Annotated in this window: 2 protein-coding genes and 1 pseudogene; 2 read left to right on the top strand and 1 reads right to left on the bottom strand. The window is 68.1% G+C overall.

Annotated elements, in window-relative coordinates; genetic code table 11:
- Window positions 1-231: pseudogene (locus FGX59_RS34540) on the bottom strand (hypothetical protein); the annotation flags it as partial.
- Window positions 232-548: 317 nt separating this feature from the next.
- Here FGX59_RS34540 and FGX59_RS34535 point away from each other — a divergent pair.
- Window positions 549-845, top strand: a complete 297-nt coding sequence (locus tag FGX59_RS34535) for a peptide chain release factor 1 (protein ID WP_138472987.1) — start codon at window positions 549-551, stop codon at window positions 843-845.
- Window positions 846-925: 80 nt separating this feature from the next.
- Window positions 926-11,700, top strand: a 10,775-nt coding sequence (locus FGX59_RS34530) for a hypothetical protein (protein WP_240722847.1), incomplete at its 3' end; no start/stop codon positions are given.

Genomic DNA, 11,700 nt, shown 5'->3' with positions numbered 1-11,700 from the left:
GTCCGAGGTAACGGATAGAACCCACCGGATGCTGGCGGCAAATTGATGGCCGAAGCGGCCGACCCGGCCGCGGATCGTTTCGCGGGAGACCGTGACGCCGCGCTCGGCCAGGAGATCCTCGATGTCGCGCAGGCTCAGGGCGAAATGGTGATACGCCCAGACGGCATAACCGATGACGCTGCGCGGGAAGCGGAAGCCTTTGATCCGGGACAGGTCTTCGAGGTCCAGCATGACATCGGGCTACCGCCATCTGGAGCGCCCGGCAACTTGACAGTGCCGCTACGAGGCCTCGTGCAACCGGGTGGCAGCCTTCGCGCGGTGCTGGAAGGAGGAGCGCCAGCGCGAGAGCCAGGGCGCCATCATCAAAGCTAGTCGGGTCGTCACGGAATGTTCACATTTTTCCGTATGCGCGAATCATGTGTGCCGGTATACAGGAGTTGCAGGACCCGCCGTTGCGGCGGGATATGCCCGTTTCCCCCGCTCCGCGCGGACCTCTCCCTAGAAAAGGCCGGCGCGCCAAGCCCGGCCCAAGCGCAAGGATTTTTGACATGCAGGACATCTATGTCGATACCGTGACCGCAATCAATTTCAGCAATGGCGTGGTGCGCATGGTGATGGTCGACCAGGACCCCGCCGCCATTGCCCGCCCCGTCCCGGACGAGGACGCCCCGCGCATGCGCGAGAAGCAACAGGTGATCATGCCGCTTCCGGGCTTTCTCTACATGGTCTCGGTGATCAAGGGCCTCGTCGATGACCCGAAGATGCAGGAAATCATCGCGCGCCATGTCTCTGCGGGCCTGTTGCCGGGCACAGATGCCCCGGCCCCGGCCGCGGCTGCCGAGTGATCTGAGCCCGCTGCCCCGCGCCGGGCGTTCGTCTTCCCACTGTCCCACCCCCACCCCCTCGCCCTGAAGGAGCCCCGATCATGGCCCGTTTCGGACGCCGCATCAGAAGAGCCGTCAAGAAAGTCAAGGAAGCCGTCCAGAGCGCCGTCGAGGTCGTCAAGGATGCCGTCGAGTTCACCTTCACCGGGGAGCTGTCGGGCACCGAGGGCAATGACACGCTCAACGCGATCGGCATCGCCGGCACGGTGAAGACCAAGGGCGGCGATGACGAGGTGCGTGCCGGGGCAGGCGCGATCAAGGTGGAGGATACCACAGGCGACCTGCTGGTTAAGGGCGCGGCGGGCAGGATAGACATCCGCAAGACTGGCAGCGGCACCGCAACCTTCCGCGGGGCGGCGGGCGTGGCCGATATCCGGACGGTGGGCAGCATCGATTACGAGGGCGCGGCCCTTGCCAACCACCTGGAGACGGTCTCGGACGATGCGCTGCTGCGCTTCCGCGGCGCGGGCGGATCAAACACGATCAAGGGCGTGGCGGCCAGCGACGCGGACAATTCGCGCATCGATGTCGATTTCGCCGGTGCGGGCGCGCTGAACACGATCACCACACGTGCGGTGTCGAGCAAGGTCGTCTTCAACGGCGCAGGCGTCGCCAACAACATCGGCGTCGAAGCGGACGATGCCGAGGTCGAGTTCACCGGTGCGGGGGCCGATAACCGCATCAGTGTCGGAACGCTCGACGGCGACGTGGCAAAGGCGAAGGTCCGGTTTCCGCGGCTGTTCCAGATGGGGGGGCTGACCAAGATCGGCGTGCTGGGCAGCAGGATCGGCACAGTCTCCACAACCCAGGAGGCCGCCGCCGAGCCGGAGCAGGACACCCGCGCCCGAGTGCGCTTCGATGGCGCTGGCGCTAACAACGTGATCGAGGCCGGCGCCAATCAGGTCGAGGTCGGATTCACCGGGGCCGGGGCGCATAACCGCATCGCCGCCACCGGCTATGGTGCGGGGTCGACGGCCGAGGTCACCTATGCCGGGGCGGGCGGCTATACCGATATCGATGTGCTGGCAGAGACGGCGCGGGTGGATTTCGCCGGGGCGGGCATCGTCAACTCAATTTTCGTGCAGTCCGATGACGGCACTGTCGAATTCGACGGCCTGGGGGCCGGGAACACGGTGGATCTGCGCGCCCAGAGCGACGAGGCTGGGGCCTCCTCCGCGCGGGTGACGTTCACCGGAGGCGGTGGCGCCAACATCATCGGCACCGAGGCGGCGTTCAACGAGATCACCTTCCGCGGGGCGGGCGCCTACAACCAGATCGTGGCCGCGGGGATGGGGGCCGACAGCCAGGCGCTTGTCGATTTCGCCGGGGACGGCGCCTGGAACGTCATCGACGTCGTGGCCGATCGCGGGCAGGTTCGCTTCGCCGGGGCGGGGGCTTACAACGAGATCTACCTGGAGACCCGCGACGGCGGCATCGTCTTCGACGGCGTCGGGGCTGGAAATCTGGTGGAACTGCTCGGCAAGGAAGGCGAGGGCGAGAGCCGCGGCGACATCGAGTTCACCGGCGGCGGTGGCGCCAACGTGGTCCGCTCGCGCGTGGATCACGGGGACATCCGGTTCACCGGGATCGGCGCGGCGAACGACATTCGCCGCATCGGCTCGGACTTGGCGACAGGCGACGTGATCTTCGAGGGTGGCGGGGCGTCCAACATCGTCACCTCCCGCGTTGTCAGCGGCGATATCGTGTTCCGCGGCGGCGGCGCGCGGAACAGGGTGAAGCGCTGGATGGCCGGCGAAGGCACCAGCGGCGACATCGACTTCCGCGGCGCCGGGGCGAAGAACGAGGTTCTGTCCTGGGTGCAGCATGGCGACATCCGCTTCGATGGAGCGGGGATCGGGAACGACATCCGGCGGGTGAATTTCGCGGCCGATGCCACCGGCGACGTGGTCTTCCGCGGCGTCGGCGCGGCCAATACCGTCCGCAGCGAGGTCGCCTCCGGGAATATCGACTTTTCGGGCATCGGTGCGGCGAACATCGTCACACGCAGTGCCCATGTCGCGGCCTCCGAAGGCGACATCGCCTTCGTCGGTGGCGGTGGCGCCAACATGATCCGCTCGGAGGTGCGCCACGGCGATATCGACTTCACCGGCATCGGGCTGGCGAATGTGGTCACACGCGCGGGCGATGCCCAGAGCAGCGGCGACATCCGCTTCGCGGGCGGCGGCGGGGCCAACGTGATTACCTCTGCCGTGAATGACGGCGACATCCATTTCGCCGGGGCCGGGCTTGGCAATGCGGCGACCCGGATTGGCCGGGGCGAAGACAGCCGCGGCGATATCGTCTTCGCCGGCGGTGGCGGTGCGAATGTACTGACCTCGCTGGTTGACCGCGGCGACGTTGCCTTCACCGGTGCGGGGGCGCTCAACGTGCTCACCCGCGAGGGCGGGACCGGGTCGCAGGGGGATGTCACCTTCCGCGGCGCAGGGCTCGGCAACGTCGTCACCCATCTGACGGATCACGGCGACACGCTGTTCCAGGGCGGCGGCGGCGGCAATGCCGTGACGCGCCAGGGCGAGACCGGCAACCTGATCTTCACCGGCGCGGGGCTGGCCAATGTGATCGTGCATGATGTGGCCCAGGGCGACCTGTCGGTGGTCGCGGCAGGCGGCGGCAATGTCGTCACGCGCAAGGGGGCGGGCCATTCAGACGTGACGCTGGGCGGCGGGGCGAATGTGTTCACCGCCGACATGGGCCGCGGCACGGGCAGCACCGATGTCGATATCGAGATGGCGGGCTATGGCAATGTGCTGCTCAGCGACGTGACCGGCAAGACCACCGCGGTGATGGCGGGCCGCGCCAATGTGGCGACGATTTCCGGCGAGGCGGACGTGACCGCGATCGGGTCGGTCAATGTGATCACGACCGGCTCCCATGCCGACCGGATCCGCAGCTACGGCATCGCCAATGTGATCACGACCTCGGGCGACAACAACCATATCGAATCCTACGGGGCCTTCAGCATCATCCGCGACGGTGGAGAGGATGAGGCCCCCTCCGATGCGGGCGGCGGGCTGGCCCTGGTCGATACCGTGGCGGCCGCGACCGGTGCGGTGGTCGAGACCACCATCCGCGAGATCGACGGCGGCGATGGCGCGATGTTCTCCGATCCGTCTGTCTATCTCGATGCGGTGGACGACGCTCTGACCCTCGCCGGGGAGGACGGGTCGGTGCCCGCCGAGGGCGAGATGGGCCTCGGCGAGGCGCTGCCCGAGGAGACGGAAGACGGGCTCGGCGACGACTGGACCGTCCTCGGCGCGGACGAACTGTCCCGGCGCGGTACGGCGGGGACAGAGGCGGAGGCGTCGGCGGAGGTCGATCCGGAGGCCCTGCGCGCCACGGTCGATGCCGAGCTGGCCCGCCATTCCGGTGCGTTTGCCAGGGCCCAGCAGTCGCCGGAAGAGGCCGCGGCCGCGGCGGAGGCGGCGGGCGCCGAGGCTGCGGAGCTGGAAGGCGAGACCGCGGAAGAGGACGCGCCCGGGATCACCGAGGATGACGAGGACGGCACGCTCACGGCCTGGGCTGGTGGCGGCTACGAATGGGCCGTGGGGAAAGACTACAACCTTGCGCTGCTTGCGGGGGCGGCGAATGTCGTGGAGCTTGGCAGCAAGAACGACATCGTCATCGCGGTGTCGCTGGCCAATGTCATCAGCACCGGCGACGGCAATGACGTGGCGGTAATGGCCGGGGCGGGCAACGTGTTCCGGGGCGGCGCCGGCAATGACGTGGCGGTGCAGGCGGCGGTCGGCAACGTGGCACTGATGGGTGCGGGCGACCGGGATGTCGCGGTGCAGCTGGGCTATGGCAACTTCGTCAACAAGGACGCCGACGGGGATCTCTTTGCCTTCCAGCTGGGCTACGGCAATTTCGTCTATCATGGCGGGCTGACGCCCGGAGAGAATCCCGAGACGACCGGCGACATGACCGCCGTGATGGCGGGCTATCTGAACGTCGCGCACAAGCAGGGCGACGGTGATGTCACCGGCGTGCTCATCGGCGGCACCAACTCGCTCAGCCAGGCCGGGGACGGGCGCTATGCGGCGGTGATGCTGGGCAACGTGAACGTCGCCACCAAGATCGGCGCAGGCGATGCCTATTTCTTCATGGGCGGCAACCTGAACGTGGCAACCCATGTCAACGCGCATGGCGGTGACGGCCGGACCGTCTTCGTCATGGCGGGCCGCGCCAATGTCGCGACCAGCATCGGCGACGGGCTGATGACAGGGCTGTTCCTGGGGCAGGCCAATGTCGTGACGCGGGTCGGCAACGGTCTGCTGGTGGCGGGCATGGCGGGCAAGCTGAACGTGCTGACCATGGTCAATTCCCGGACGTCCTCGATGTTCGCGGGCGTGGGCGGCAAGCTGAACGCGGTGACCAAGACCGGCGACGGCATGATGGTGGCGCTGGGATATGGCGGCATCGCCAATGTGGTGACCCATGTCGGCGACGGCTCGACCATCGCGGTGCAGGTCGGCAAGCTGAACGTGATGACCAAGATCGGCGACAGCCACCTGGCGGGCGAGGGCGGCGCGACTGTCCTTGTGGGCAAGGGCAATGCCAATATCGTCACTCATGTCGGCAACGGCGTCACCGCCATGGTGGCCGATGGCCGGCTGAACATCGCGACCAAGGTGGGCGACGGCGAGACCGCGGCGGTGCTGAAGGGCGAGGCGAACGTGGCTGTCCATGTCGGCGACGGGCTGTTCTTCGGGGTGTCAGTGTCGAAATCGCAGGGCAGCCTGACCAGGACCGGGAAGACCGTCGACAGCACCGCGGCCATGATCAACGCGATCCAGCCGGTGGCTGCCGGCGACGAGGAGCGGGCGCGCACCATCTTCGATATCGTCAGCGCGGAGAACCAGGGAAAGCACTTCATGCCCGATCGGATCTTCCACCTGCTGGAGGGAGAGCGCAACGGCAACGTCAATGCACATCGGGAGATGGACCGGATCCGGGCACGCTTCGCGGTTCTCAGTGACGGCTTCGCCGCGGCCGCGGCGCAGGCGGCGCGCGAGATGCCCGGTACGGCAGGCGCGCCGGAGACGGGCGGTGCCGCGGCGGCCGTGGGCGACATGGCCGGACAGATCGGCGCGGCCGCCGAGACGGCGCCGCAGGTGCCCCAGACCCAGACCGCTGGACCTGGGCTGTCGGCCAATATCGGCGCCAAGTTCGGCGATGGCGACGTGTTTTTCGCCCAGATCGGGCTGGACCGGAAGAAGGCGGGCAAATACCGCAACGGCAGCAGCCCGACCGAGGGCGAGGCGGGCGACCAGCTGGGCCAGGGCGCGGCACAGACCGGATCCACCGGCGCGCTGTCGGATCTGACCTCCAGCCTCAGCTTCGACCAGTCGGCCAACATCTTCTTCCGCATTGGCGACGGGCGCACCGTCCTGGCACAGCGCGGCAGCTTCAACCTGGTGGGCAATTACGTCGACGCGATCGACGCGCAGTCGGAGGCGGAGCAGGATTACGCCGCCTATGGCGCGGATCACGGGCTGGGCTTCGACTTCGTCCACGCCGCGGTTGGCGATGCCAATATCTCGGTCGATGTCAGCCCCGACCGGCTGTTCGTGGCGGGCACCCCCTGGGGCGGCTCCGAAGTGGGCGCGGATGGCGGGCTTCGGACGTCGCGCGGCCGCGATGCGCTGACCTTCCTGAAGGGCTGGGGCAATGCCAGCGTCAAGATCGGCGACGGTGCCAGCATCCGCGCGATGATCGGCAGCTACAATTTCGGCCTGACCATGGGCAACGGAACCGATATCGGCGTGGCCATCGGCTCGGGCAACGCCCTGATCCGGTTGGGCAGCACGATCGAGGGCGACGATGACAACAATCTCGATACCGGGTTCATCGGCGGGCTCAAGGTGGCGGTCGGCCAGAACAACCTGATCCTCGACTATGGCCGGTCCAACGGGGTGATGGTCAGCCTTGCCCATGCGGCAACCGAGCCCAGCGTGAAGGACCCCAAGGCTTCCGACGCGGCGAGCAGCCTCGAGTTCCAGAAGCACAACCCGCTGACGACACGGCTGGCCGGAACGCTCGACGATGCCAAGGCCTTCCTCAGCAGCCAGAAAAACTACGTGACGAGCTTCGGCAAGACCGGCGGTCCGGTCAGCGGCAATCAGAGCGGCACGAGTAATTTCATCTCCTCGGCCGGCAGCTTCGCGTCGCTGGCGCTCCTCGGCTTCTCAGTGCCGTCGCTGTCGAACGCCGGCAGCAAGAAGGGCCAGAACGGCAGCGAGTTCGCCAAGCGCACATCGGCCAACCAGACGACCAAGCTGATCGGCGCGCTCTACGGCCTGATCAGCCCCGGCAAGACAGGCAGCAGCGATCCGGACCTGGACCAGCCCGCGCCCGGGCGGACCAATGATGGCCGCCGGCACTACGAGGCCTCGCTGGCCGCGATGAAGACGCGCGAGGCCGACATCAAGAAGATCACCAAGACCAGCGGCAGCATGAATGACGGGGCCAGCATCAACCGCGCGATCGAGAGCATCGCCGGGGCCTATACCTCGGGCCTGGCCAATGGCGGCAACATCGTCCATGCGGGCGCGGGCGCGGATACCGTCGTGACGGTCGGGTCGGGCAACCTCGTCTTCGGCGACAACGTGACCTCGCTGTTTACCGATTTCTCGCTGGCGGCCTTCTTCCCGGCCCATGCGCAGGCGCTGTCGCTCAACGAGATCCTGGCGATGATGGCGAATACCAACCGCGACACGGCCGCCGATCTTCAGGCTTATCCCTCGAAATACGACTCCGCGAAGAAGGCGTACGACGCGCGGGGAGGATGGGAGAGCTTCCGCGACGGGCTGATCACCTTCACCGAATGGTTCCAGAATTTCGGCGATATCGGGGCGACCGTGCCCTATTATTCGCTCGGGGAGATGTTCAACTACGGCTACAATACCGACGGCACCATGACCGGCTACGGCACGGATTTCGAGGCGCTTGGCGGCCAGCTTCTCAACATGTTCTGGATCGACCTGACGCTGCCCTCCAGCATCTTCGGGCTGGCCGGCGGGACCGGGGCGGAGGCCTTCAATTCCCTGACCGGCAGCGACTGGTTCGACACCGCGGGCACGATGATGACCGGCTACCTGCCGGATCTGACCGATCCCGATGCCGCGATCTTCGGCCAGGACGAGGAGGCTCAGCCCTCGGGGCTGGACGAGGATGCCGCAGCCGGGGACGAGGACCCCATGGCCGCGCTGGAGGAGTTCATGATCGGCACCGATGCCACGGGTGACGGCTCCATGGCTGATCTCTACACCACTGCCGGCATCCCGGTCATTCCCGGCATCCCGAATTTCGAGTCGCTGGTGCAGACGGTGCTGAATTTCGACGATGTCGTGGCGCTCGGCGAAGGCGGGCCGCTGGACGGGCTGCGCAACATCGCCGAGAAGGTCGACGTGCTGGAAGGCGACGGCGACGTTCTGGTGGCCCTGGGCGGCGGCAACATGCAGTTCGGCGGACATGGCGACGACATCATGGTCACCGTGGGCGAGGTCGCCCATAATTTCGGCGGCTATGGCGAGGATTTCCTCCTCAGCGTCGGCAAGTACAGCTATCTCAACGGCAATGACGGCGACGACTACCTGGTCGGGCTGGGCCAGTACAATGTCATGCACGACAATGGCGGGCACAACACGGTGATCGCGGTCGGCGACCGCAACGACATCCGGCTGGGCCGCGGCAATGACGCGATCTTCGTGATCGGCAACAAGTCGAAGGCCCGCGCCGGGTCGGGCTACAACTTCATCACCGCCTATGGCGCAAAGAACTCGATTTATCTCGGCGGCAATGACGTGGTCTTCGCGGTCGGGGGCGAGAACAACTACTACATCCTGGGCGGCGAAGGCAGCCGCGCACTGGTCCACAATATCGGCGCGGCCAGCATCACCTTCTCGCCGGGGGTGAAGGCCTATGTTGAGCAGGCCTGGGGCGAAATGAAGGGCAGCGCGGGAGACGATTTCCTGCAATTCTCCCGCGAGTCCGAGATGGGCGTGATCACCACCGACAGCAATGCCGGGACCGACGAGCTGCGCCGCCAGGCGGAGCTCGATCCCGAGGCCTATGGCGACGCCTGGGAGGATCTGCGCGATCACGGCATCACCTCGCAGAAGGACACCGTCATCCTGCGCGGGCGCAACACCACGGTCTTCGGCGGCGGCGGCGGCTCGAAGGACACGGATGTCTATGTGCTGGGCTACGGGCTGAAGGACGGGATGATCGTCGATGCCGGAGGCGAAAAGCTGGGCTTCGGCGACGCGACCGAGGACAAGCTGGTCATCGGCGAACGGATCGGCGTCGCCGATTACAGCGGCGAGGTGCGTGAGGCGCCGGTGATCTTCCGCCGCGACGGCAATGACCTCGTGATCCTGTCGCCCGATCACGCGGTCTATCGCGACGCGCCTGCGCCGCTCGATGCCGACGGGCTGAACTCGGTGCGGGTGAAGGACTATTTCGCCACAAATGCCAATCACGCCGTGCAGGTGGTGCTGTCGGTCTGGGACGAGGCCACTGGCGGCAAGGGGCTGGTCGATGACTGGCGCGCGGCCTACGAGGCCGAGGAGGCGCGCGCCGCCGCGGCCCGCGCGGAGTCGGGCTCGGACGAGATCCAGGCGATCCATACCTGGGACGAATTCAAGCTGTCGCATTACACCTACCTGACGCGCGACGGGATCAAGGCGATGCTGGGAGCTTTCGCGGCGCTGGCGGCCGATCCGGACAATGCCGGGCTCGACGAGGGCGCGCTCTGGGCGAAGCTCTGGGAGGCGGAGCATGACGCCGTGGGCGGCGGCTGGTCCGCGGGCGGCCATGTGAAGACCGGCACCGGCTTCGACAGCTACAAGCTGGGGATGAAGGACGGGCTGTTCCTCGCGGGCGGCACCGGCGACGACCTGATCGCGGGCACCCAGGAGGGCGACGTACTCGAGGGTGGCGCAGGCGGTGACACGCTTCTGGGCGGCGCGGGCGACGACACGCTCCTGGGCGGGGCCGGCAACGATGTGCTGGATGGCGGGGCGGGGACGGGCGACGTACTCGACTATGTCGCGCTGGGAACCGCCGGGGTCCGGATCGACTTGGCGGAGGGCCGGGCGCGCTACACGCTCGACGGGCAGTCCTACGAGGACAGCATGGCCGGGATCGAGGAGGTCCGCGGCACCGAGGGCGGTGACCTGATCGCGGGCTCCGCGGGCGACGACCGCATTTTCGGCGGCGGCGGCGACGATACGCTGCTGGGCCATGACGGCAACGACTGGATCGATGCCGGGACCGGCATCGGCCGGATCGAGGGCGGCGCGGGCGACGACACCATCGCCGTCGGGGGCAGCCTGACCTCCGGGATCGGGGCCGCGATCGACGGCGGCAGCGGCCAGGACGCGATCGACGCCGCGGGCGCGACGGTCGGGATCGATGCCGACCTTCAGGCGGCGCGGCTGACGGCGGGCGGCGTGAGCATCGGATTCGCCGGGATCGAGGACGTCACCGGCAGCGGTTTCGACGACACGCTGCGCGGCGGGGACGGGACCAACGCGCTGGCCGGGGGCGAGGGCGACGACCTCTTCACCGGGCTGCTGGCGGGGGACACGCTCGACGGCGGCGCAGGCTGGGACGCGCTCGACCTCTCGGCGGAGACGGCGGCCGTCTCGGTCGACCTCGGTGCCGGCCGCTTCGTCATCGGCGACGGCGACGGTGCCGAAGGCCGGGTCAGGGCGGTGGAAGAGGTCGCCACCGGCGCGGGCGACGACACGCTGCGCGGCAGCGCGGGCACCGACGAGCTGTTCGCCGCCGGGCGCGGCGCGAACCAGATCGCGGGCAATGAGGGCGATGCCGATGCGGTCAGCTACGAGGCCGCGTCCGGCGGCGTCACGGTAGATCTGGCAGAGGGCACGGCAACGGCCACGGGCCTCTCGGACCGGATCAGCGGCATTGCGCGGGTTTATGGCTCGGCGGCGGGCGATAGCCTGACGGCGGGGGAGGCGGCGGTCGAGTTCTTCGGCGGCGCGGGCGACGACACGCTGCTCGGCGGGGCGGGCGACGACCTCTTCGCGGGCGGCAGCGGCGCGGACCTGATCCGCGGCGGTGGTGGCATCGATCTGGTCGATTTCGGCGCGGGCGACGATGCTCCGCCGGTGGAGGCCGACCTGGTCGCAGGCACCGCGCTTCAGGGCGGGGCGACCGACCGGCTGGAGGAGATCGAGGATCTCGCCGGCACGGCGGGCGACGACCTGCTGGCCGGGGATGGCGGGGCGAACGTGCTCTGGGGCCAGGCCGGGAACGACCGGCTGCACGGGCGCGACGGCGACGACACGCTGGACGGGGGCGCGGGCGACGACCTGCTGCTCGGCGGGGCGGGCGACGACCTGCTCGGCGGAGGCAGCGGCAACGATACGCTGCGGGGCGGCGACGGGGATGATGTGCTCTTCGGTGGCGAGGGCGACGATACGCTCTATGGCGGCGCGGGGACCGACACGCTCGTCGGCGGCGAGGGCAGCGACCGGTTCGTGCTGCATGCCGGGTCGGGCAGCACTGTCATCGAAATGCCCGAGGGCATCGAGACAGAGGACGCCACCTACCTGACCAGCATGGACGAGGACAGCCACGACGTGCTGCAGATCGGAGAGGCGGAGGAGGCGGTTGGCGCCGAGGATCTCTGGTTCAGCCGTAGCGGCGATCACTTGCTGCTGGAGGTTCTGGGCGAGGGCACGGTGCTCAGCACGCATCAGCTGAGCAACTGGTACCTGGACGAGAACAGCGCTGCGTCGCGGATGGATGCGTTCGAGGTCGGCGACAG

The organism is Poseidonocella sp. HB161398 (assembly GCF_005870025.1).
Lineage (GTDB): Bacteria > Pseudomonadota > Alphaproteobacteria > Rhodobacterales > Rhodobacteraceae > Mangrovicoccus.
Note: the sequence above shows the minus strand (reverse complement) of the source record. Positions and strands in the feature narration are given on the sequence as shown.

Bases quoted from the DNA above. Each gene is read 5' to 3' on its own strand.
- FGX59_RS34535 (WP_138472987.1), top strand. From the start codon at position 549: ATGCAGGACATCTATGTCGATACCGTGACCGCAATCAATTTCAGCAAT.